Source organism: Synechococcales cyanobacterium T60_A2020_003 (genome assembly GCA_015272205.1).
GTDB lineage: Bacteria > Cyanobacteriota > Cyanobacteriia > RECH01 > RECH01 > JACYMB01.
This window is the reverse complement of record JACYMB010000401.1, coordinates 1-23,049: the sequence shown is the minus strand read 5'-3', so window position 1 is coordinate 23,049 and position 23,049 is coordinate 1. Positions and strand designations below refer to the sequence as shown.

Below are 23,049 nucleotides of genomic sequence, written 5' to 3'. Positions count from 1 at the left end.
TCCGGTGGGAGAAGCCCGCACCGTATGTTTGCATCGGTGTCGGGAGTACGTCACATAATTGGTGGTCTATATTGTAGGGTTACCCATACTGCTTAGAATGCCCGCGATCGCCCCCAAACTCACAAACAATCAACCGTCTTTCACGACAGTTCAAAGATTGTGCCGTACCTAAAGCTATTGCAGTGGAGAAGTTAGGACAAAGGGGGGATGGGGGCGCAGCCCCCACGCAGGGGTGAAACCCCTGCACCCCGTCCTAACCCACTCTTTTATTGCTATAAAGATTCTTCCTCTTGTGATCGCAAACCTATCCGGTTGTATACACGGTATTGGGCACGCTAAACCAGCTAACAACGGTTCACGACAGTCGGAATGCTTTCTCAACTGCGGAGAGGATTTCTTAACGTCTCATAGCAACTCCTGACGTTTATGCGGGAACCCTAAGGTATAGAGTCAAACTATTCTATGAGCTATCTCCTTCCCATTGATTCTCACGATTTTTCGCTATCGGGCTTACCGAGTCCCAAAGCAGACCCCTTAGCCGTCACTCAACCGAGCCCGATCCAGTCGGTTTCGGTGTCTCTCGCGGCTCCAGAACTTCACAATGCGCTGCCCGTCCCCTACGTCGTCTTAACCTTGGATGGAATGATTCAGGTGATCAACACGATGGGAGCAAAGGCTCTGGGGTGCCCTAGAACAACCCTTGTAGGGCATTCCTTTCTACCGTTTCTCCATCCTGATGATCGAGTCATTCTCGAATCCTTCTTGACCAGCATGGGCGAAACCCCTGCCTGCCTCAATGCGTGGCAATGTCGTTTGCTAATCGGGGATGGCAAAATCCATTGGGTGAGTGCAACGGCTCAAACCGTCTTGCATCAAGGGAATAGGGCGATCGCCCTTGTATTTCACGATATTTCCGACCTGCATCTGAAAGTCCAGCGATCGAAGGCCACCTTAGAACGGCAGGTGCGGCAACGAACCATGCAGCTCCAGCTTGCGTTTAACTGCGAGGCAACCCTCAAGCGCATCACGGATCGGGTGCGAGACAGTCTAGACGAGGCGCAAATTCTAGAAACGGTCGTCCGCGAGTTAGCCTGTGGTCTGGAAATCCAGGGATGCAATGCGGCCATGTTCGATCTGTCCCAGGGTACCTCCACCATTTATTACGAATACACAGCAGCGGATTGTCGCTCGACCCGGCGGGTGTCCCATATTGACGACTTCCCAGAGCTATACCAGCAAATTTTGCAGGGTCATCATTTTCAGTTTTGTTCGCTGCTCCCCAATCCTCGACGGGGACAGGTAGCGTTACTTGCTTGTCCAATTCGGGATGATCGTGGCATTCTGGGGAGCCTCTGGCTGATGAACCATCGCTACTACTGTTTTAATGAGCAGGATATTCGCTTAGTAGAACAGGTGGCGAACCAGTGTGCAATCGCCATTCGGCAAGCCCGACTCTACGAAGCATCCCAAGCGCAGGTTGCCCAGCTTGAACGGCTCAACCAGCTTAAGGATGATTTTCTCAGCACCATTTCCCATGAGCTGCGGACGCCGATTACCTCCATGAAGATGGCGTTGCAGATGCTAGGCGTCAGCCTCAATCAAGAGTTATCGCTGTTTGCAGAACTTTCTAAACCGCAAAATCAGCAGAGTCGAATTGCCCGCTATTTTCAAATTCTGCACCACGAGTGCGATCGCGAAATTCGCTTAATCGAGGATCTGCTCTATCTCCAGCAAACCGATGCTACGCTGCCGCCTGCCGTCAAAGACATGGTTCACCTAGCGGACTGGCTAATGCCGATTGTGGACTCTTTCCAAGGCCGCGCCCAGGAAAAACAGCAAACCCTCAAGGCGTACATTCCCAAAAACTTGCCCTTGCTGTACACCAACCCCCAAAGTTTGCAGCGCATCGTCACCGAACTGATAGAAAACGCCTGTAAGTATTCACCGACGAACGCCCACATTCAAGTGAAGGTTTCCAGTGGAGCAGATACGATTAGGCTCCAAGTCTCTAACACAGGGGTTACGATCCCCGCCGAAGAACTGACCCATGTGTTTGACATGTTTTATCGAGTTCCCACTGCTGATCCCTGGAAGCAAGGGGGAACTGGATTAAGATTAACCCTGATCAAACAGATGACCCTGCAACTCGGGGGACAAATTTCGGTGGAAAGCCAGGAGCAAGAGACTCGGTTTACGGTCGAACTGCCCTTGCAATAGCCTAGCTTTGGATCGAGCGCATACCAGAAGGCGATCGCCTACACCGATGCCATTTGCCGCTGGTAGAGCGACCAGTACAGCCCCTTGTCGCGCAGCAAGGAATCATGGGTTCCCCGCTCCACAATCACGCCTTTTTCCATTGCCAGAATCAGATCAGCATTTTTCAGGGGCGCAAAACGGTGGGCAATCAGGAAAACGGTACGGCCTTTCGAGGTTTTCTTCAGATTTTCCAACACCTGCTGTTCCGTTTCGGCGTCGAGGTGGCTGGTAGCCTCATCTAGGATGATGATCGGCGCATCAGAAAGAAACATTCGTGCTAGGGTGATTCGCTGCCGTTGACCACCGGACAGGGACGTTCCCCGCTCGCCCACATTGGTTTCGTAGCCGTAGGGCAGATCGGAAATGAAGTCGTGGGCAACTGCCATCCGCGCCGCTTCTACCACCTGTTCAGCAGTCACGTCGGGATTGCCCAGCATGATGTTTTCCAGTACGCTGCCGTTGAACAAGAAATCTTCCTGCAACACCACGGCAATCTGGGGACGCAGCGACGACAAATCCGCACTCTTGATGTCAAATCCATCGATGGAGATTCGTCCCGATTCGGGGAGGTAGAGCCGCTGAATCAGTTTCGATAGCGTACTTTTACCCGATCCGCTGCGCCCGACGACGCCTACGAACATCCCCGGTTCGACGGTAAAGGAGACGCCGCGCAAAATTGGCTCCTGTTCCGGCTGATAGCGGAAGAAAACCTGATCAAACGACACTTCCCCATGGATGGGGGGCAGGGTGAGTCCGGTGCCGGGTTCGGCCTCTGGTGCAACGTTGAGAATGTCCCCGATGCGATCCACCGCGAGCAAAACCTGCTGCAACTCCTGCCAAAGCTGGACTAACCGGAGCAGTGGCCCTGTGACCCGTCCCGATAACATTTGGAAGGCGACTAACTGACCAATGGTGAACTGCTGATCGATCACCAATCGCGCCCCAAACCAGAGGATTAGCAGCGAGGAAAAACTGGTGAGAAAATCGCCGATGTGGTTGCTGATGTTTGCGGTGGTGGCGGCGCGGAATCCGGTACGAACAAACCGGGCGTAGAGTCCCTCCCAGCGATCGCGCGATGCCTTTTCCGCCGCGTGAGCTTTGACCGAATGAATTCCGGTAATCGTTTCAACGAGAAATGCCTGACTGTCGGCACTGCGGTTAAAGGTTTCGTTCAGCCAGTTTCGCAAAATTGGCGTAGCGATCAGGGTCAAGATCGCAAACAGGGGCAAGACGGCTAGGGCGATCCCGGTCAGTAAGGGGCTGTAGTAGAACATCACGACCAGATAGACCACCGCAAAAATGCTGTCCAGGATCACGGTAAGAGCCGTACTAGTCAAAAATTGGCGGATCTCCTCCAACTCCTGTACCCGTGCCACCGTATCCCCAACCCGTCGCGCCTCAAAATAGGCCAACGGCAGCCGCATCAAATGGCGGAAGAGTTGGGCAGACAGCGCCATATCCAGGCGATTGGTGGTGTGGGTGAAGATGTACATCCGCAGCGATCCCAAGAACGCCTCAAATACGGCTACGCAGAGGAGGGCGATCGCCATCACATCCAGGGTGGGCAAGCTTTCTTGCACCATCACCTTATCGATGATCACCTGGGTAATGATCGGCGTTGTGAGTCCCAACAGTTGCAGCGAGAAGGACGCCAACAGCACCTCCCCCAGCAGATTGCGGAATCGCCACACCGCAGGCAAAAACCACGCCAGACTGAACGCTTCCTGCTTTTGGATGAGTTCAACCTGCCACAATTCACCGTTCCACACCTCCTCGACCATCTGGCGCGGAACGCTCTCACAACTCTGGGACGGACTCAGGGGATCGCCAATAATCAAGCGATTTCCCCGCATCGCGTACACCACAATCCATCGCTTGCCGTCTTCGAGGGGCATGAGTCCCGGTAGTTCAAGCTGGCTAAAATCGCGCCAGTTGCCCACCAACAGCCGCCGCATGTAAAGTCCTAGCTTTTCGGCGGCGTTCACCAAATCTTTGGGTTTTTGACTGCGAAGCTGACGCTGCACCCACTCCAGACGGTTAGGCACTTCAAGATACTGAGACAGCATCGTCAGGCAGGCTGCCCCAGTGTTGAGGCTAGCCACAAAGGGATAGTTGGGGATCGGCTCTGGGGCAAAGCTGATGTGGGGCTGATAGCGAGACTGGAGCGATCGCCAAAACTGCTGAAACTGAACGCCGCGATCCAGTCCTCCGTCCTGGGTGCGATCGTTCGTCTGCATCAAGTCCTGCCACAGATTGGAATCCCAACTGGCGATCGTAACGTCGCGACTGGCCGCCCGCACCTTCCACTGATCCGACAGTTCCGGCAAATCCCCGAACCAATCCCCCGGTTTCAAAATCAGGGATTTGCCATCGGCAGGCACTAGCCGCACGTTGCCACTTACTACCAGATATTGATGTCCTGGCTCGTCCTCCGTTGACCAAATCACGTCACCCAAGCGATAGTCGCGGAGGGTGGCCTGCTGGGTTACGTATACCTGTTGATCTGGGGTCAGGAAGGCCAGGGGTGGCTTATCCCAGGCGATCGTGGCAAGCTGTTCTTCAATGGGCATGGGGGAATCGAAACCGTAGATACAGCAGTAGAGGTTTTCTCAATCATGCAAGGCTGGAGGGAGAGTTGAACCCACAGCATTTACCGTGATTTCAGAGCTATAGACCTGAATTTTAATCCTCAATTTGGAGTTTGATCGGTAATGACTCAATTTTTTGAGCCAGCCATTGTTCAAATAGCTCATCTCGTAATGTCGTTTGCACCTGCTCATCATCTAACGTGGCGTGCATGACTTTTTCAACACGAAACAGGCCCCAACGGCCTTCCATGCCCATTGGCCCCACCACATCGCTAACACCAGCTTGATCAACCGCTGCTCGTAGTTCATCGGGCATACTGCCTCGGCTCACAGGCCCTACCATCCCATTGACGATGCGATCGTCGGTTAAGGAATATTCGCGGGCGAGTTGCTCAAAGGTGGCGGTGCCTTCACTAATCTGGGTTTTGAGTTCATCAGCTAGCTCTTGGTTGTCCACAATAATGCGAGACAGCACCACGCGATCGAGGTAGATCTTCCGCTCGATGAAATATTCCTGCAAGCGAGGCTCGGTGATTTTGTCCTTGAGGGTTCGATATTTGAAGCCGTAGGCCACCTGATCCCGGAAGGCATCGTACGTCAACCCGTTCGCGGCTAGCCACTGTTGAAATTGGCGTGAGTCGGTCAAGTTCTGTTCCAGCCGAAAGTCAACGATCGCCTGTTCGACCGCCGATGGATTAGCATCCAAGCCTTCATGCGATTGCACTTCCCGTTCAATTACAAACTGGCGCAGAATTTCACCCACAAAGGCATCAAATTTTCGTCCCGCTTGTAGATAGCGAACGGCCTGGGCGAGGGAAACAGGGGTATCGTCAATCGTCAAAAATGGTTCAGACATGCAGCGTATGCGTAGATTCCGGCATCCCTATTATGCCCAAATCCTCTCAGCCTGAGTCGGGAAATGTAGCGCTTTGTATGGACGCACAGTGACGATGGGCTGCAAACTGTGATTCATGGCATGGGAGAAGGGGCAATCCATGGTTTAGACATCAGCACGGAGTAGACAGGTTAAAAACTGACACAAATTCCCCTCGCTCATGGTGAAAGTTCCCAGACAATCAGCTCAACATAGATTCATCAGATTCATCAAAAAATGGGCGATCGCTCTTGATAGAGGAGGGCGATTAAGGTAGACACAGTTCTTAAAGATGTTGAACGTCATTTCCCCATCGTTCGCATTAAAAACCATTGAATCTACGATGTCGAAATTCAATTTTCTTCACAGAAAACAACCTCGTGATACGATTCTGGTGAGTATTTAAACCGACTGGGCGTAGGAGAACAGCAGGAGTGCAACACAACGGCATATCAGGTGGTCATGCTCACGCTCCCTCTCAACGACATTACTATCCTGACCCCATTCGGGTAGGCGTGATTGGTGTGGGTAATATGGGGCAACACCATACGCGGGTGCTCAGTCTGCTCAAAGATGTAGAGCTAGTGGGCGTTTCTGACGTCGATGTAGAACGAGGCCTGGACACCGCCAGCAAGTACTGGGTGCGGTTCTTTGAAGATTTCCGAGATATGCTGTCCCACGTCGATGCGGTTTGTATTGCCGTGCCGACGCGCCTCCACCACTCGGTCGGTATGACCTGCCTTCAAGCAGGCATCCACGTCCTGATCGAAAAGCCGATCGCCGCTAGCATTACCGAAGCCGAATCCTTGGTGAACGCTGCCGCCGAGTATCAGTGCATTCTCCAGGTGGGGCACATTGAACGGTTCAATCCGGCGTTTCAAGAACTGATTAAGGTTTTGAAGACGGAAGAACTGCTGGCGATCGAAGCTCACCGCATGAGTCCCTATTCCAACCGGGCGAACGATGTGTCGGTGGTGCTGGATTTGATGATTCACGATATTGATCTGCTGTTGGAATTGGCGGGTTCGCCCGTGGAGCGATTGACCGCTAGCGGTAGTCGTTCTGCGGATTCTGGCTATTTAGACTATGTGACGGCCACCCTGGGCTTTGCGAATGGCATCGTGGCAACCCTTACGGCCAGCAAAGTGGCCCATCGCAAGATGCGCCGCATCGCAACCCACTGTCGGCATTCCTTAACCGAGGCCGATTTCCTGAATAACGAGATTTTGATCCATCGCCACACTACTGCGAACTGCTCAGCGGACTACGGCCAAGTTCTGTACCGTCAGGATGGCTTGATCGAAAAAGTCTACACCAGCAACATTGAGCCGCTCCATGCTGAGTTAGAGCATTTTGTGAACTGTGTGCGCGGGGGTGAGCAGCCATCCGTGGGGGGTGAACAAGCTCTGAAAGCGCTACGGCTGGCTAGCCTCATTGAGAAAACGGCAACGGACGAGCAGCAGATCTTAACCTTGGGAGATAAGGGCGATCGCCTGATGCCCTCAGTTCGGATCGGCGTTTAAGCGCGATCGCCCCTCTCGGATATCTTTAGGGTATACTATTGTTCTAGTCTGTGGTTTAGTCCGACCATTCTCTGCACGTTAGTTGGGTTCAACAGCGGGTACGACAGCATGCGTACCTAAGGAAGGCAACGATTTTTAAACCTGGTGCGATCGCCTAGCCCCCTCGATAGAATGGGCTGGAAAATTTCCGTTCGTTTTGGAAATCTCGCACTACTATCAAGGGATGTTGAATTCAAGCACAGAGAATTCGAAGGGCGTTCTATGGCAATTATTGCGTTGAAAGCCTGGTATCTCCAGGACTATGAACCGATTCGGGAGCTGGAAAAACGCCCCCATGATTTGCGATTGAGCAAAAACAGCTTGCTCAAGTCAGCCCTGCGAGCCGATTTTCTAGACGACAGTGATGTTGTTCGCCAAACCCCCTGGTTTCAGCGCTACCTGGAAGGCGAAATCGTCGAGTTTTACATTGAAGGCAGCGGTGGTTACGCAATTTCCAACATTGACCTGATCAGCCACGAAATTTACTTCACCAAGCGGGATGTGATGGCGCATCTAGAGCCAACCATTTTCCTGTGCTACCAAACGGACTATCCCGAATCGAGTGAACTGCTGCGGGATGAACTCCAGAGCTATCTTGAAAAATTTAACGAGCGATCGCGCCTACCGCTGACGTTGGAGGAATCCCATCGCCTCACTGATAGCCCCACTCGCTTAGACAGCAACCTGATGCGAAAAATACGGCAGTGCTTAATCTTCGTGGCCGATGGTACGTCGATTTGGGCGACCTCGGATACACCACCACAGCTTTTTCCCAGCCCTAAGGTCTGCGTGGAGTTGGGATATGCGCTTCAAGGCAAGCGTAAGGAACAGTTGGTGCTGGCGCAAATGGAACGGAGCGACATCCCAGGGCAGTTTCCCTTTGATGTGCCGGGACGACAACGGCTCGTGTTTCGCAATCGCACCGATCTGAAGAAGCAATTATCGACGGTGATGGACACCCAATTGCGCCCGTTTAACCTTACGCTTTAGGCAGGACACTAAATAGCGTGGGTTGGTGCGTTGTGTTTTTCAGGCTTTTTGGGAAGAATAGGTACGTTAAGCTGAGTAAGGAGCATCGCGAACTATGCCAAGAACTCCAAGTGAGTACCCCATTCATCTATTTTTAGAAGGGGGGCATCGTGAAGAGGTGCGATTTCCCACGATTCAAGATTTTCAAAAGTGGTATAGCGGCGAGCTCGTGCCCAAGTTCGATTCGAACGAATTTATCACGGTTCCGATTAAGAATATCCAAGGCGAATACATGGTGGTGCGTCCGTCGCGGGTGATTGCGATTCGGGTAGAGCCCTATTTCACCTCCAGTGTTGATCGCTTTGTGTAAACAAGCGGCTTATATCGAATCCGATTAATTAATATCAATTTAAGGTGCATGGGGGCGAGTTTTGCTGTGAAGATTCGATATTCGCTGGAGGGCGTTGGCTGAACGCGCCTGTACAACTAATACTGAATCCGATTCGCAAAGTGGCACTATTTCAGAGATCTCTCCCAATCTACCCTACCCTGCGGGAAGCCGCTTCGCGTCTAGGGCAAGGGGAGGTGCCGTCAGGCGGTGGGGTTAAGTGTCACCCCATAGCAGAATTCCGTATAACGCTCTTTAATTACTCTCGCTAGAGAATGGCTGAAACGACGGAATTTCGTTTGGGACTATTCGGCTGAATTGACGAAAACTAGAAAGAAACTGCATCGTTTTTTATTCTTTTCCCATAGTCATTGAAGAGCGATAATCCGAGCCATCTCCGCCTTTTGCCTCTCCTACTGCCAATCTTGCAGATCCACAAACCACTGGCGCAGGAGAGATCCCATCTGTTCCCGTCGGGTTTCAAAGGTTGCGGCTATCCAGATCAGCGCGACCCCTGCCACCAAACCCACAATCCACTTCAACAGCGAATAGGCAAAGATCAGGATTACAAGCTGATAAAACGCATTCAGCAAAAATGTGATGGTGCCCACGTACAAAAAGGCACGGGTTCGGAGGGTTAAGCCGATGAAGATCGCTGCCAGACTGACTACCGCTGGAATCACCCCGCTTTCATGGTGAAACAGCAGCGCAAATAAACAAATAGTGCCGACGCCCAAACACCGCACCCAGTGACGAGCATGACGCTGTTGGGGATCTTGGAGCAGAGGTTCCACTTGCGCCAGATACAGGAGGGAGAGTCCGGCAAGGCTGGCGTAGAGCATCGGGCGATCCAGTGCGCCATCCCTAACCCACTGAGCGATCGCCCAATTCACCGAAATGATGCTGATGTAAGTTAGGCGTACCTGGTGGCGCAGTTGAGCGAGGAGGGTGTAGCACCCTGCGGCGATGAGGAGACTGCCGGGATGAACGCGATCTAGGGTGAGGGCGATCGCACCCAGCGGTAATGCAACGGCTGCTCGTCGCCAGGGACGCGCATTCCATCCCCAGGTTTCCCACGGAGCCAGGTAGAAACCCGACGCAATTCCAGCGGCGATCGCCCCGATCCACGGCACCAAACTCTGGACGACTGTTTCGGGTAACACTTGATCGACCAGGTAGACGATCAGCCCACAGGCTTCCAAGATTCCCAGATACACCCAGAGATCGGGCGATCGCCCTTCTTGATGTCGTCCCTGTTCGAGGGCGTATCCGGTGAGCAGAAATCCGGTAAGGAGGGCAAGGGCAGAAAGGTGACGAATAGGATGGGGAATGGCGGCAATTAAGGCCACACTGCCGATCAGCCAGTGGAGATGTGCCCCTAGGGTCAGAGATTGAGGCGCAAGGGCAAGATAGGAGGTCATCCAGCGATCGCCCAATCGATACACACCCAGCAGCGCAACCGAGGCAGCGGCCATCACCACAGCGCGATCGCCCTCCGAGTCCGGCGCGAGGGCAGCGGCAATTTCGTACACGCCAGCGGAGAAAATGGCTAATCCCACGTAGGTCAGCGGTTTCCATGATTGTCCCCGTCGCCCTACCGCCATCACGATTAAAGCAATGCCGAGGGTTGTCCAGCCTGTCCAAGGTGCAAACTGATCGAGGCGGAATCCAAAGGCCAGAAGGGCATATCCCAGGGGAATCGCGTTCCAGCTTGCCCGGAGGGTGGTTTGCCGTTCCCCAGCCAAGACCCAACCTAACCCCAGCCCCACATTCGCCACAACCAAGGGAGAGGGAGCCATTGTCACCAGGGGCATTGCTTGAATCACAAAGAGTTCTAAAGCGATCGCCCCACAAACCAGCGTCCAGTGGGTGGCCTGCTGCCAGTGGCGAAAGGCGATCGCGCCCATGAGTCCAACGAGGGCGAGTAAGGTAGTTGTGGGCGGAGAAGCGGGATCGGGGAAGTCATAGAAAGCGCGATCGCCAAAATCTAGTAATACCAGGATCATTAAAGCGATCGCCCAACCATCCGCCGCAGGTTTATAGATTTGGGCGAGGGGATGAGTCAGTCTGTGCATGGCAAATCGGAGTCCCCACAGCCCCGCAATCAAGACGACCCAAACGACCAGCCAGCCATCGCCTTGGACGGGGGGAATGCCGAAAATGCCGTCGTTCAAACTCGCCACAATCCAGATCAGCGCAAACCCAAGGGCGATCGCGCTGGCCAGGGTTTTCTGGAGATACACGGAATTGGCGATCATCAGCCCGGTGGCGATCGCCAAACTCCAGAGCCTCCAGGTGTCTGAAAAAATCGTTAACGGGGGTAATACGAGTAGACTCAGGGTACTCAGCCAGAGCGATCGCCGCTGCTGCGGAACAATGGATCGGCTTCCCAAGATGGTTAAGACAGCCAGAACGACCAGCCACAGCATCCCCCAATCGACCGAATCCGTCGCCCGCCCCAAGGTTTGACTCGATCCAAAAGATTCGGCGATCGCGTTACTCAATAAGAGGGCATAACAGGCGATCGCTAGCCAGATTCCCAACGTCCAAGCACTCGCTTGAGCAGTCGATCGGGCGGGTGGCGTGCTGCGCTGGGCCAGTCCGTAGCTCACCCCCCATTCCAGGACTGCCAACGCGAGGACTATTTGTGCCCACGGAATCACGCCCAACGCGGGAAATGCCCAATCGACGCAGGATAAAGCGGTCAGTACACTGGCCAGGTGGGTCAAATAGATCAGAGGTTGAGCCGTAAAGTCTGGCAAAATCTGCCTTGATTCCGCCTCTGCCCGTGGGCGATCGCCTTCCTGATTCAGATAACGAACGGTGGTTACGCCCAGGAGTACGGTGGAGGCCATGCCATTGAGCGATCGCGTCGCAGGATTCGCCAAACTTAGCCCCACCAGCACCGTGCCAAAGCCAAACATCAGCCAGTGCAGCAGGGTTGGTGAGGGGCGATCGCGGTGAACTCGCACGGTCAGGATTAGCATTACTGCCAGAAACGGTAGGAAAACCAGACCTAACAAAGTCCAGGGGGTTTCCTCGGTTCCGGTGGCTTGGGTGGCGATAGTGAGGAGGGTTTGCCGCAGTGACGACGACAGCACAGCCCACACCAGACCATGAAGCTGAATCCCGATGATTCCCAGCATCAGCCAGTCGGCAACGGCATTGGATCGCAGGTAGCGCCGCCCAAAGAACCAAAATCCAAGGCCACTGAGGGCGATCGCCTGGGCTGGAGCATCATCCACAGCGATTAACCACCCCAGAAAAATCAGGCCACCGCCAACCCATTCCCAGGTCAACGGTCGCATTAACACGGGCAATACTTGCGTTGGGGATTCTGGAGACTGGATGGAAAACTGGGCATTCCAGGCAATCAAAGCACCGCAAAGTCCGATCGCCAGTGCAAACGCAGTAAATGGCAACTGTTCGATAAAAAGCGATCGCCCCAGCAATACCAAAATACCGTAGATCAGCAGTCCGGTATGGAACACGGATTGTCTTGAACGGTCTGAGGGATCAGCCCTTCGTCGCGTTTGAACTACCGTCAATATCCCCGTCAGCACGATGCCCCCATACACAGCAGCGATCGCCCATTGGGCACTGTGCCACCCCCAGTGCAGATAGCTCAGGGCTAGATAATTTAAGCGTCCCAACCAGGGAATCTGCCCTAGCCGTTGAAAAATGAGTAGCGTCAGTCCTGTTAAGGTCAGCGTGGCGATCGCCATCACGAGCAGGTGAGATCCACTCCCAAACCCAATCCGGTCGATTGCCACCATATTCACCGGAAGCAGCAGCACCGCCACCCACTGCAACGCCTGCGCCGTAAGCTGCACCCTCGGACGCCGCTGCAACCACAGCCCCACCCCGCCAAACATCAGGGTGTACACCCACAAAATGCTGTATTGACCCACAGGGGGAACGTTCCGCCACTGCTGCGCCGCAATCACCCCCGACGACAGCACCACCAGCGCAATACCCAACAGCAGCACCCACAACACGCTGAGTTCCGCCATCAGGGATTGAGCCATCCGCGCCAACCAGGACGGTGCGATTTCCGGTTTCTCTCTGAGGCGAACGTTAGGCGATCGCCCCTTAAGAATCGGCTTTTGCGGGGTGGATGAAGCCGTCGATTCGTTTTCATCGAAGGGTAGAAAATCGCCGCTCGCTCCGGTAGAGCCTGGTGACACAACGGGGGCGATCGCACAGACCAAATGGGCTTCGCACAGAGTCCGGATCGCCTGTTCTGACAGCAAGCCTCGTTGTAGCCAGTGTTCCAACCCCGTGAGCAGCGCCGGATGATCGGGGGTAACCGCCAAGACAGCATTGATTCCTGCATCATCTAACAATCCCAGGTCTAGCCAGTCTTGCAGACCCGCCGCCAGATCCGCCGCCGAGGTATCAGCATTCGTTTGAAGCTCCAAGCGGAGATCGGGTTCATCTGAAAAGGTCATGGGCGATCGCCTTCCTAGGCCACAGTTCTGTCCAAATCCTGCAAGAGAAATGCCGTAACCGATGCATCCCGCTTTCCGGATTGTGGAGTGTCACATGCCTAATCCAGGGCTTGCAAGAGAGCTTGCAGCTTCAGTTGGATTTCGGACGCTTCTTGCTCCGGGTTCGAGCCAGCCACAATGCCTGCTCCCGCATACAGCTGCGCCCGACACCCTGACAGCAACGCCGAGCGAATCCCCACCACAAACTCGCCATTGCCATGGTGATCCAGCCAGCCCAGGGGAGCCGCATAGAGCGATCGCTCAAAGGATTCGTGGGTTTGGATGGCCTGGAATGCTTGCTCTCTTGGAATACCCGCCACTGCCGGGGTGGGATGCAGCGAGGCCAGTAAATCTAACGGGTTCAGCATCGGGGGAACGGTGCCGCAAATGGGCGTGTGTAAATGCTGAATGTTGGAAAGCTGGAGCAACGTTGGTGAGTCTGGTGCCGTTGCCGCAATACCGTGTTGTGCTAATTGCTGCTGAATAAATTGCACCACAAGCTGATGTTCGCGCCGCTCCTTATCGCTACTCAACAGGTGATTGGCGTATTCTGCATCTTCAGATAAACTGCTGCCACGGGGAGCCGACCCGGCCAGAGCGTCAACAATCAGGGTGCGATCGCGAATGCTGAGCAGTCGTTCTGGGCTTGCACCAATAAAACTTTGCCCGTTTCCATTCCCTGTGGAAAAAATGTAGCAATCGGGGTAGAGTCGCCGCAGGTTTTTTAGCGATCGCACCGCCGAAAAGGGCGATCGCTCTTGAATATCCATCGCATGGGCCAGCACAACCTTTTCAAGCTCCTGGGTTTGGATGCGGGTCAGAATCGAGGTTACGGCTCGCTTGAAACTGTCAAGATTTGATAGATTTTGAATTCGCTGCGATCGCCCGGCATTCTTTCTGAAATCAAGGCGCGAGGAGGTTAGTGTACGATGGCGCAACACCTGAAGACGCTGTAAGTGTGACCACACTAAATCCGTCTGATTCTGCACATTGCTTTGGGCATGAATCGGTAAGTTTGCAGTTACAATGCAGCGCTCGTGATGGCGTGAAATTTGCCAGCGAGGTAGAAAAATGTTGGAGGTAAAAAATGAGGAAACGGGCGATCGCGGCTGATCAAAAAACGTGAGGCTACAGAAAAAATAGGCACCTGCAAACGGACTATCCAATCCATTAGAAACCACAGATTCCATGCACTCTTGGATAAATTCATAGGCCGCATCAACCCGTCGTGAACCTTGAATATTCTGATAGGCGGCGGTTCCAATGGCGGCGATCGTTTCCTGCCGTTGACCGTTTTCAAAATAGAAATAAATGGTGTCGGGTGTTCCCAATTCTTGAAGGGCAATCAGGGGATCAATGGAATCTAGCTCACAGGAAAAGCTTGCAATCTTTGAGCGGCGGTCGCGAATCGATTCTTTGTGACAGCGATTCAAAAATTGATACAGCTCTTCACGAGTTTGGAAACGTTGCCGAGAGTAGGGTGTAACGGTCATGAGAAAATCTAGGCCGATTTTGTTAAATTTAGTTACAAATTAGTTGCCGATTTATCCCATCTGGTCGGGAACTAACCTAAAGCAGAAATAAACGCACTATAGAGATCCTAATAAACTTTCAGGAGCCTCTATGTGAACTTCCATGCCCATTTTCGGCTATTTTCTTAGTGCAGGGTGTCCATCAAACAGAGTCGTTAGGCTTTGTCATCTACTGAGAGTGCTGTTACTTAACGCAGCAACGCTTCAACGTCGTTCAAGCCGGGGTAGCATCACGGATTATGCTAAATATCCTCTCCCTCGTCGGTATTGGTGGGCTGTGCTTTATTGCATGGCTAGGTTCTGAAGATCGTCGCATAATTTCCTGGAAATTGGTGGCCTGGGGCATTGGTCTGCAACTTCTGATGGGAGGGCTAATTTTTCTCATCCCCCCCCCATGCGTGTGGTCTTTGTAGTGATCAATACCAGCGTCAACGGTGTTCTGGATGCCTCGGAAGCAGGTGCTCGTTTCCTGTTTGGGTCTGCCCTGGTTCCCGATCTTAGCAACGTTCCGGGGCCAGCCGTCGCCGGACGCTGGATCGCCAGAGCCATTACCCCCGCCTATGCTCCGGTTCCGGGCGATCGCCTCATACCCGATAATTTGAACCTGGGATTCATCTTTGCCTTTCGCACCCTGCCTCAGGTCGTATTCTTCTCCGCGCTCCTGGCACTCCTGTATAACCTGCGATTAATTCAGCCCGTTGTGCGTGCCTTTGCCCGCTTTTTTCATCGCTGGTTAGAGATTAGCGGTGCCGAAGCAATGGCCGGATCTGCCAATATTTTTGTCGGCATAGAATCAGCGATCGCCATCAAGCCATTTTTACCCACCCTCACCCGCAGCGAGTTTTGCACGGTGTTAACCTGCTGCTTTGGGTCGATTGCCTCGACGGTGCTGGCACTCTACGCCGGATTTTTGCGCCCCACCTTCCCCACCATCACCGGACACCTCATCTCCGCCTCAATTCTGAGCATTCCCGCCTGCTTCGTCGTCTCCAAAATTCTAGTTCCCGAAGCTGATACGCCGAAAACCTTGGGAGCCTTGCCCGACGAAATCCTGGATGAAGAGGCGCAAAACCAAAGCCCCATGGAAAGTTTGATCGTGGGTTCCCTCGATGGTGTGCGGCTGGCCGTGGCGATCGCGGCGCTGTTGATTGCCGTGTTGGGACTGGTTGCCATGGTGAACGGCGTGTTCGTCAGTTTGGCGGAGCTTTCCACCAGCAGCAATGGTTTCATTCGCGCCATCGGTCAATTCTTTTCGGTAATCTCCCTGCAAAACCTGCTGGGAATGCTGTTCTTACCGCTCACCTTCCTCACCGGAGTTTCCGTGAGTTGGCCGGAGTTATGGCAATCGTCCGTCCTCGTCGGTCAACGCCTCCTGCTCACCGAAATTCCCTCCTACCAAGCGATCGCCCAACTTTCCGCCGAGAATCTATTGAGCGATCGCGCTGTTTTGGTTCTAAGTTACACCCTCTGCGGCTTTGCCCATCTCCCCTCCCTCGCCATTTTCGTCGGTGGCTTCTGTGCTCTTGCGCCCATGCAGCGATCGCTGATCACAGCCGTTTCCTGGAAAGCGCTTTGGGCTGCAACCTTAGCCACGTTGATGACGGGTTGTATTTCGGGGGTGATGTATATGGGGCAGGCGGGGTGATGGGGTAACGGAGTAATGGGGTGTTGTGACGTACTCCCGACACCGATGCAAACATACGGTGCGGGCTTCTCCCACCGGAAGTGTTCTACCACTGGTTACCGGGTTCGAGCTTTTTATAGTGAGGAAGACGCCCAGCCCCACTGTTGACAATTTTTTCCACCAAGGAGGTTTGCTGTGCTGTTTCAAAAATGCTCTCTATTGCAACCTTGGAAACGGGAGACTTGCGGCCTAGGCCTACGGGTCGGTCAACTCCAGTTGTCGGTCGAAAGCGTACCTATCAGGGGAAATCAACCCTGCGATGCTTAGCCAATTATACCAGGCTGGCGGTTTGCTCGTCTCCCCTCTCCGCCGCCCCGCGATTGCTTGGCATAGCTGCAAGGGGGACTCGCAACCGCCCCGCTTTCATCCCGACACTCGCCTTCGGCAGAGTGCGGGGCTTTCACGGAGAAGCTAAAGTCATCACTCCCGTACTCCATCACTCCCAGACTCTATCAATTCCCCACTTCCCTATACCAAATCCCCTCAACCACTCGAATAACCTCCTCAGCCTGCGATCGCCGTTCCTGAGGTGTCGGTGCATCCAGCAAAACCGTCACATGCCCCAACTTCCGACCAGGACGGGATTCTGCTTTGCCATACCAATAGAGGTGGGCATGGGGAATAGCGGCGATCGCCTCGCGCTTGTCGGGATAGTCACTTCGGGCGGATTCAAAGCCGAGTAAGTTCACCATGACGGCACCGGGAACAGTTAGGTCTGGCGATCCCAATGGATGACCGCTGACGGCTCTCAACTGCTGCTCAAATTGGGAGGTGACGCAGGCATCTAGGGTGTAGTGCCCGGAATTATGGGTGCGCGGGGCAACTTCGTTAATCAGCACTGTGCCATTCGCCGTGAGGAATAGTTCTATCCCAAGCACGCCCACGAAATTGAGGCTTTCTACTAAGGTACGAGCGATCGCCTCCACTTTCTCCGTTACAGTCCCGTCAAGTTCGCCTGTGACTAACGCACGCCGACATACCTGATCAATCTGCTGACTTTCCACCACCGGATACACCGCAATATCACCACTGGGCGATCGCGCCACCATCACGGCCAGTTCTTTCTCAAAGGGCACGAATGCCTCCACGAGCCAATCGGTGTGGGTGGCTTTCGCGTTTTGGCGCAGGGTTTCTAAATCTGACCATTGGCGCACAACAAACGTACCCTGACCGTCATACCCATGCCGTCGGGCTTTGAGCACACAGGGAAGCCCGACGGTTTTCAACACTGGATCATCAAAGGAGGCGATCGCTTGAAAGTCGGGATTCGGTAATCCCGCATCTTTTAAGAACGAGCGCTGATGATACTTATCGAGAATCGGTTTCAGAGCCGACAACGAAGGGGCGAAGCGCACACCCGACGCGGCTAAAACGCCCAGCGCTTCCAAATCCACAAATTCATTTTCAAAGGTGATCACATCGCACTGGCTGGCCAGTTCTGCCGTTGCATCTGCATCCCCCACAGGCGCAAAAATACACTCCTGGGCGATCGCCACGGCAGGATCGGCGGGCGATGGCGTTTGCACCCACAGGTCTAAATCCAGCACGCGCGCACCGTCCGCCATCATCCAGGCCAACTGTCCGCCACCGATGACCCCAACTCGTTTGACATGATCGCTCATGGACGACACCCCAAAGACTCGCGGGTGGACACCCCTGTTCTGGAGTTGATGCCTGAGGCGATCGCGCACAGTTCCTTCACCTGCGCCCCATCCAAAATGGCATCGGTGAAATCGGCTCCGGTAATGTCCACATTCTCAAACGTAGTTCGCAGCAAAATCGCCTCGGCAAAGTTCGCATCCGTAAGGTCACTATCCTGAAACTTCACCTGATCCACCATGGCGTTGGACAGATCTGCACTATGCAGGTTGGACTTCGTCATCACCGATGCGCTGAAAATCACCCCCCGCAAATCGGCGTTTGAGAAGTCGGTCAGTTCTAAATTGGCATTAGAAAACTCCGATGCCTGTAAGTTTTGTCCCGAAAAGTCACGCCCGGTCAGTTCGGCATTGCTAAAAGACATCGGTGTTGTCCAGTCTGCCCAGGCCGGACTCTGCCCCACCCATAGGCATAGGGAAACCATAAGGGCGATCGCCCATTGTTTATGCCATCGTGCCATTCCCGATTCTCCTCTGTGTGATTAGCCTGCGTTTACCAAAGCTTTTTCCTGACGACGCGGGATTGCGTAGGTCAGAAAGTCCTGCGCCATGGTCGTATTGGGAAAAATGGCCTGGGCTTCTTTCAACAAATCATCCAATCCGATCGCATTTCCAGGCGCATAGCGAGGGCTGAAATGGGTCATGATCAGGTGTTTCACCTGGGCTAGCAAGGCAACCTGCGCCGCCATTCGTGTGGTGGAGTGTAGGCGTTGATAGGCAAGCTCTTCATCCTGATGGGCAAAGGTGGCTTCGTGAACCAGCACATCGGCATCCTGAGCCAAATCGATCGCTCCATCACAAAATACGGTATCCGTACAGTACACAAACTTTCGGCCAATTTCCGTGGCCCCACAAAGATCTGCTCCTCGGATCTTGCGGCCATCGGGCAGGGTAACGACTTCCCCTCGCTTCAGTTTGCCGTACAAAGGCCCCGACGGAATTCCCAAGGCTTTTGCCCGATCGACATTGAAGCGTCCGGGACGATCTTTTTCGGCAATTCGATAACCAAAGGCAGGTAAGCGATGCTTAAGCTCACCGCAACTCACCGTGAAATCCTCATCTTCAAATAGGAGACCGGGCTGTACCGTATGCACGTTTACGGGGTAGGAAAAGTGGGTTTGGGAATAGCGACTACACGCCTTTATGTAGTCTTCAAGTTTAGGAGGCCCGTAGATATCAATGCGGCTAGGATTCCCGGCCAGACCGCAACTGGCCAACAGCCCCATCAGTCCATAAATGTGATCCCCATGCATATGGGTCACAAAAATCTTTGTAATTTGGCTAATGCGAATATCGCTGCACAGAATTTGGTGTTGCGTGCCTTCCCCACAGTCAAACAGCCATACCTCAGCCCGTTGCGGCAGACGTAGCGCAATACTCGATACGTTGCGCGATCGCGTTGGCACTCCCGAACTTGTCCCCAAAAACGTAATCTGCAATGCTCAGCTCGCTCAAATTACAGTCATTGTTCCTCAACTATACTGACACATCAATAACCCGTGCGTTAATTCTCGGAAATAGGGGATTCAAACATGCAATCTAAACATTAAGAATCGCCGCGAATTCACGGTTTCACCTGGGCGAGTCCAATCGATACGCTGAAGGCAAGGGGGGTAGTAGATGCCTAACCGTGGGTTAGAGCTTTTCACCTTCGTCTCATCAGGGAAAATGACCTCCATTGCGGAACCCTGAATCAATCACTGGAGGGATTTGTGCAACTCTCAAGCCGCCTATTTCAGTCTGTACCTGCCGTTTCGCATATCTATCCACGGCTTTCTCGTCAGTCTATTTATCAGCAGGCTCACTATCAATCGCTGATTGATCGGCTGTCTGGAGCCTTGCGGAACGCTGCTGGTCTAGATCAGATTTTTCAATTGGCGGCAGAAGGAATTGTCAGTTCGCTCCAGGTGAGCCGCTGTTTTGTGGTGCTTTTGAGGTATCAGAATCCGCTTCACAAGGTAAAGCCCCACCGTAAGCCTACAGCAAAGGCGATTGTGACGGCGATCGCCCCCTTTGCCTGCGATATTCCAGCCAAACCAGAGTCAAAGCTGACGGTTGTATCCTCTTCAGATTCACCCTACGCTGAATTTAGTGAAGGAACGTGGCTTAACCATTCGTTTACCCTGTCAGATTGCCAATTGTGTGACCTATTGCTGAGTGGCACCAATCAGGCAGTGGTGATTCCCCAACTGACCAATCTTGACCTTGACGATCGGCATCATCTTTGGGATGGGCATACTCACCACAGTCCATTATTTGCAGAGGGGCGATCGCCCAAGCCGATCACCTTAACCCCCCGCCAGCAGGCGCTGTGCAGCACCTCGGAATCCGTTGCGCCCATTTTAGATTTGGATAAAATGCCTGCACTGATGATGGTGCCGCTCGAACATCAGGACAGCGTGTTGGGGTATCTCGTGGTGCAACATCATCAGCCTTGCCCTTGGCAAACGGAAGAATTTTCCTTCGTGCGCCTAGTAGCAGCTCAAATCAGCACCGCCATTATCCAAACGCATACCCTTCAACAAGTTCAGTCCCTCGTTGATGAGCGTACGAGTCAGCTTCAGCGTAGTTTGGATGTACAAGCTAAGCTATACAACAAAACACGGCAGCAAATTCAGCAGCTTCAGGAGCTTAATCGTCTGAAGGACGAGTTCCTTAGCACCATGAGCCACGAACTGCGAACGCCGCTGACTAGCATGATGCTTGCGATTCGGATGCTGCGCGAAGCGGAACTTTCACCCGAACGACGCAACAAGTATCTTGATGTCCTCGAGCAGCAGTGTGTCCAAGAAACAAAGCTGATTAATGATTTGCTGGCACTCCAAAAGCTAGAAACAGGCACGACTAGTTTAGAAACCCAAGCGGTAGAAGCCTGCCAGTTTATGCGTGACTTTACCCAATCGCAGCATGAACTCTTCGCAAAGCGGGATTTACAGGCGGACGTGCAACTCCCAGCGTCTCCGTTAACGTTGCACACAGATCAGGACAGCCTAACCCGCATTTTGACAGAGTTACTGTCCAATGCTTGTAAATACGCCCATCTAGGAACAACAGTATCCATTAGCGCTGACGTTCATCCACCGAAAATCGGCAAGAGAAAACGGAAATCGGTGCCATTTTCTGAACCTGAGATGGTATATTTTTCCATTCGCAACATTGGTAAAGGGATTTCCGCAGAAGAGCTGCCGCTCATTTTTGACAAGTTTCGGCGCGGAAAAGGGGTAACGGATCAGGCGGTGCCCGGTACAGGGTTAGGATTGGTCTTGGTGAAGGGATTAGTGGAGCATCTCAATGGCACGATTACGGTTGACAGCCATCCCTTAAGTGGAGATGCGGCCTCCTCTGCTGAGGCTTGGGATACCTGTTTTACGGTCGCTATCCCGAAGTTGCCTCAGTGATTTGTTTTAATCGGGATTGGAATTGAGCGATCGCCCCACCGCTTAGTTTTCGATGGGATTAGGGCAAAATAAGTATCGGACGCCTCAGCATTGCCATCCGGAAACTCAGTGGATCAGGAGCGAACGATGATTGACCCCACCGAACTAGACCAAGAGCCCCTCCTTGATGATGGAGCAGATGATGGTGAAGATGATTGGTCAGACGAGGTGCCAGCGGGTCTGGATTCGGAATTGCTCGATGCGGTAGACGTGACCACCGAACGATTAGGCGGACGGCAAACCTTTATTGGGGCAACTATCTACGTACCCTGTTCAGCAGAAAAGGTTTGGCAGGTTTTGACGGATTATGATCATCTCGCTGATTTTATTCCCAACCTGCAGGAAAGTCGCTGTATCGCTTCGCCGTCGCCTGATTGTGTCCGCTTAGAGCAAGTGGGAGCAGAACGCTTTCTGAAGCTCAAGTTTTGCGCCCGTGTAGTGCTAGATATGGTGGAACAGTTCCCCTATCGCATTGATTTTTCGATGGTGGAAGGGGATTTCAAATCGTTTGTAGGCCATTGGGCGATCGCCCCTCTAGACGCACCTGATCCAGGCGTGCAGTTGAGTTACGGGGTCATAGTTTTGCCCACACGATTGATGCCCATTCGCCTGATTGAGCGGCATTTGCGGAAGAACTTGGTGATTAATTTGGCGGCGATTCGTCAGCGGGCAGTGGAGATAGCAGCTTCTTAAAAAGGGGCGATCGCCCCTCTAGAGCAGCAGTCTAATCTTCACTCGCTAACGTACATATTGGCATGGGCGATCGCCCTTACCCCAATACTGCCGTTGCTTCTTTCAAGACTTGAATAATTTCAGGTTTTTCAGAGGCAATCACTGCATCAGGCAGGTGTTTGTGATGTGGAAAATTGGGAAGGTTGGGAAAATGAGGGGTGCTGTCATAGCGGAAAATTAAGCGATTTTGTTCGTCCTGAAAGTGGTAGCGATAATCGAGAAATTCCAACTGATTATCTGTAATGACGATCGCTTCATTAAATGACGATCGCTTCATTAAATGACGATCGCTTCATTAATTTCTAACAGATGGGTCTGATTGAATCGCAATCGAATCCTCAGGTTAGCCCGGTTTAGGGTCAAAAGTTCCTCTTCATAGCGTTCAACATAACCAATGCTACATTGGAGAACGGCTTGCTCCACTTGATTCAGGTAATCAGATAGGCGGTTAGGCAACATGCTTGAGTCGTTGCTCTAGTTCCTGGCGTAGGGCAAGATAGTGACGGTAGTCATTTGCCCATTCTATAAAATGAGCCTCATCCGATAGCAATCCTTGAGTATATTGGGTAAAAAATTCCTCAGAATCCATGTTTTGCTGGGTTTCATAGAGACTCAGACGTTTGGCAACAGCTATTAAGGCATCTAATGGGGATGTGTAGTGAACCGTCTGTTTACGCATAGACTCCGGACTCCAGCAATAGGATAGTTCTCTGGTTTGCGATCGCCTTATTCCAGAATCTTAGCAAATCGCTGAGGAGTATCTTACGACTATTGATTGGGGGTGTACCTTACAAAAAATAGAATCGCCCCTCTGGAACAGCAGGGCTGATTGACTGACAAAACTCACACAACCCTGATTCTCTCGTAGGTTGGGTGAGC

At 53.0% G+C, this 23,049-nt stretch carries 14 protein-coding genes and 2 pseudogenes; 7 read left to right on the top strand and 9 right to left on the bottom strand.

The features are described from left to right. The first annotated feature begins 462 nt into the window (after positions 1-462). Positions 463-2,217: a PAS domain-containing sensor histidine kinase gene (locus IGR76_19490; protein MBF2080632.1), complete on the top strand. Its 1,755-nt coding sequence runs from the start codon at positions 463-465 to the stop codon at positions 2,215-2,217. 38 nt (positions 2,218-2,255) lie between these two features. Here the strand turns inward: IGR76_19490 and IGR76_19485 are convergent, their stop codons facing one another. Then, on the bottom strand, positions 2,256-4,826 hold the full coding sequence (locus tag IGR76_19485; GenBank protein ID MBF2080631.1) for a peptidase domain-containing ABC transporter: 2,571 nt from the start codon (positions 4,824-4,826) through the stop codon (positions 2,256-2,258). Between the two features lie 112 nt (positions 4,827-4,938). Next, positions 4,939-5,700: a peptidylprolyl isomerase gene (locus tag IGR76_19480; GenBank protein ID MBF2080630.1), complete on the bottom strand. Its 762-nt coding sequence runs from the start codon at positions 5,698-5,700 to the stop codon at positions 4,939-4,941. A 452-nt stretch (positions 5,701-6,152) separates the two neighbouring features. Between IGR76_19480 and IGR76_19475 the strand changes: the two genes are divergently transcribed. From IGR76_19475 to IGR76_19465, 3 genes are all read left to right on the top strand, one after another. Then, entirely contained in the window at positions 6,153-7,241 is a 1,089-nt protein-coding gene (locus tag IGR76_19475; GenBank protein MBF2080629.1) for a Gfo/Idh/MocA family oxidoreductase, read from the top strand. A gap of 261 nt (positions 7,242-7,502) precedes the next feature. Then, positions 7,503-8,270: a hypothetical protein gene (locus IGR76_19470; GenBank protein MBF2080628.1), complete on the top strand. Its 768-nt coding sequence runs from the start codon at positions 7,503-7,505 to the stop codon at positions 8,268-8,270. Between the two features lie 94 nt (positions 8,271-8,364). After that, a complete protein-coding gene (locus tag IGR76_19465; GenBank protein ID MBF2080627.1) occupies positions 8,365-8,619 on the top strand; it encodes a hypothetical protein in 255 nt (84 codons plus the stop codon). Between the two features lie 431 nt (positions 8,620-9,050). Here IGR76_19465 and IGR76_19460 read toward each other — a convergent pair whose 3' ends face one another. Then, positions 9,051-13,088, bottom strand: a complete 4,038-nt coding sequence (locus tag IGR76_19460; protein MBF2080626.1) for a hypothetical protein — start codon at positions 13,086-13,088, stop codon at positions 9,051-9,053. 98 nt (positions 13,089-13,186) lie between these two features. Then, positions 13,187-14,620, bottom strand: coding sequence for an isochorismate synthase (locus IGR76_19455; GenBank protein ID MBF2080625.1), 1,434 nt, complete (start codon positions 14,618-14,620; stop codon positions 13,187-13,189). A 278-nt stretch (positions 14,621-14,898) separates the two neighbouring features. On the opposite strand from IGR76_19455, the pseudogene IGR76_19450 reads away from it, so the two are divergent. Beyond that, positions 14,899-16,304: pseudogene (locus IGR76_19450) on the top strand (nucleoside:proton symporter). 491 nt (positions 16,305-16,795) lie between these two features. On the opposite strand, the gene IGR76_19445 reads toward IGR76_19450, so the two are convergent. From IGR76_19445 to IGR76_19435, 3 genes are read right to left on the bottom strand one after another with little or no spacing between them, the layout of a single operon-like run. Next, the gene (locus IGR76_19445; protein ID MBF2080624.1) at positions 16,796-17,965 is read right to left on the bottom strand and encodes a 5-(carboxyamino)imidazole ribonucleotide synthase; all 1,170 of its coding nucleotides are present in this window, start codon (positions 17,963-17,965) and stop codon (positions 16,796-16,798) included. After that, the gene (locus IGR76_19440) at positions 17,962-18,462 is read right to left on the bottom strand and encodes a pentapeptide repeat-containing protein (protein ID MBF2080623.1); all 501 of its coding nucleotides are present in this window, start codon (positions 18,460-18,462) and stop codon (positions 17,962-17,964) included. The genes IGR76_19445 and IGR76_19440 overlap by 4 nt, the downstream gene beginning before the upstream one ends. A gap of 21 nt (positions 18,463-18,483) precedes the next feature. Further along, positions 18,484-19,440, bottom strand: a complete 957-nt coding sequence (locus IGR76_19435; GenBank protein MBF2080622.1) for a ribonuclease Z — start codon at positions 19,438-19,440, stop codon at positions 18,484-18,486. A gap of 273 nt (positions 19,441-19,713) precedes the next feature. On the opposite strand from IGR76_19435, the gene IGR76_19430 reads away from it, so the two are divergent. Both IGR76_19430 and IGR76_19425 read left to right on the top strand, forming a co-directional pair. Next, positions 19,714-21,399 carry a HAMP domain-containing histidine kinase gene (locus tag IGR76_19430; protein MBF2080621.1) on the top strand — a complete coding sequence of 562 codons (1,686 nt, stop codon included), beginning with the start codon at positions 19,714-19,716 and terminating at the stop codon, positions 21,397-21,399. A 126-nt stretch (positions 21,400-21,525) separates the two neighbouring features. After that, positions 21,526-22,131, top strand: coding sequence for an SRPBCC family protein (locus IGR76_19425; GenBank protein MBF2080620.1), 606 nt, complete (start codon positions 21,526-21,528; stop codon positions 22,129-22,131). A 76-nt stretch (positions 22,132-22,207) separates the two neighbouring features. Here the strand turns inward: IGR76_19425 and IGR76_19420 are convergent. Together IGR76_19420 and IGR76_19415 are read right to left on the bottom strand one after the other, a co-directional pair. Beyond that, positions 22,208-22,629: pseudogene (locus IGR76_19420) on the bottom strand (hypothetical protein). After that, complete coding sequence (locus tag IGR76_19415) at positions 22,619-22,849, bottom strand: hypothetical protein (protein MBF2080619.1); 231 nt, start codon at positions 22,847-22,849, stop codon at positions 22,619-22,621. The pseudogene IGR76_19420 and the gene IGR76_19415 overlap by 11 nt, the downstream one beginning before the upstream one ends. Positions 22,850-23,049: the final 200 nt, after the last annotated feature.

What these genes read in the sequence shown, in the direction of transcription:
- IGR76_19490 (MBF2080632.1), top strand. Translation starts at nt 463, where the DNA reads ATGAGCTATCTCCTTCCCATTGATTCTCACGATTTTTCGCTATCGGGC.
- IGR76_19485 (MBF2080631.1), bottom strand. Translation starts at nt 4,826, where the DNA reads ATGCCCATTGAAGAACAGCTTGCCACGATCGCCTGGGATAAGCCACCC.
- IGR76_19480 (MBF2080630.1), bottom strand. Translation starts at nt 5,700, where the DNA reads ATGTCTGAACCATTTTTGACGATTGACGATACCCCTGTTTCCCTCGCC.
- IGR76_19470 (MBF2080628.1), top strand. Translation starts at nt 7,503, where the DNA reads ATGGCAATTATTGCGTTGAAAGCCTGGTATCTCCAGGACTATGAACCG.
- IGR76_19465 (MBF2080627.1), top strand. Translation starts at nt 8,365, where the DNA reads ATGCCAAGAACTCCAAGTGAGTACCCCATTCATCTATTTTTAGAAGGG.
- IGR76_19460 (MBF2080626.1), bottom strand. Translation starts at nt 13,088, where the DNA reads ATGACCTTTTCAGATGAACCCGATCTCCGCTTGGAGCTTCAAACGAAT.
- IGR76_19455 (MBF2080625.1), bottom strand. Translation starts at nt 14,620, where the DNA reads ATGACCGTTACACCCTACTCTCGGCAACGTTTCCAAACTCGTGAAGAG.
- IGR76_19445 (MBF2080624.1), bottom strand. Translation starts at nt 17,965, where the DNA reads ATGAGCGATCATGTCAAACGAGTTGGGGTCATCGGTGGCGGACAGTTG.
- IGR76_19440 (MBF2080623.1), bottom strand. Translation starts at nt 18,462, where the DNA reads ATGGCACGATGGCATAAACAATGGGCGATCGCCCTTATGGTTTCCCTA.
- IGR76_19425 (MBF2080620.1), top strand. Translation starts at nt 21,526, where the DNA reads ATGATTGACCCCACCGAACTAGACCAAGAGCCCCTCCTTGATGATGGA.
- IGR76_19415 (MBF2080619.1), bottom strand. Translation starts at nt 22,849, where the DNA reads ATGCGTAAACAGACGGTTCACTACACATCCCCATTAGATGCCTTAATA.